The sequence below is a fragment of the Neisseria sp. P0021.S006 genome (assembly GCF_051956895.1).
Window position 1 is genome coordinate 1 of the sequence record NZ_JBQCWZ010000955.1, and the last position, 565, is coordinate 565.

Below are 565 nucleotides of genomic sequence, written 5' to 3' on the forward strand. Positions count from 1 at the left end.
GGCCGTGGTAGCAGCCTTCAAACTTGATGATTTTGTCGCGGCCGGTAAAACCGCGTGCCAGACGGATGGCGGTCATCGTTGCTTCCGTACCGGAGCTGACAAGGCGCAGCTGCTCGACGGACGGCATGATTTTGGCGATTTCCTCGGCAATGACAATTTCGCCTTCAGTTGGCGCACCAAACGACAAACCGCCCAATGCTGCTTCGCGCACGGCTTCAATGACTTCAGGATGGGCATGGCCGACAATCGCAGGGCCCCAAGAGCCGACATAGTCGGTATAACGCGTGCCGTTTTCATCCCAAACATACGCGCCTTCTGCCTTTTTGATAAAGCGCGGCACGCCGCCGACGCTGCCGAATGCGCGCACAGGAGAGTTTACGCCGCCGGGAATAATGGCTTTGGCGCGGTTGAACAAGCTTTCATTACGGTTCATGGTCAATTCTTTCGTAAGAGGTCGTCTGAAAATCAAATCGGAGCCATTTTAACACCAAATCCTTTTCAGACGGCCCAAGCTTCAAAATAAGAATCGGGAGCAAAATCAAAATTATTCTTTAAAAACAAACAC

The 565-nt window shown here is 52.2% G+C and carries 1 protein-coding gene; it reads right to left on the minus strand.

All coding sequences use genetic code 11. The features are described 5' to 3' along the window. Positions 1-433, minus strand: a 433-nt coding sequence (locus tag ACTHUM_RS18120) for an aminotransferase class III-fold pyridoxal phosphate-dependent enzyme (RefSeq protein ID WP_440403699.1), incomplete at its 3' end; no start/stop codon positions are given. Between the last annotated feature and the right edge of the window lie 132 nt (positions 434-565).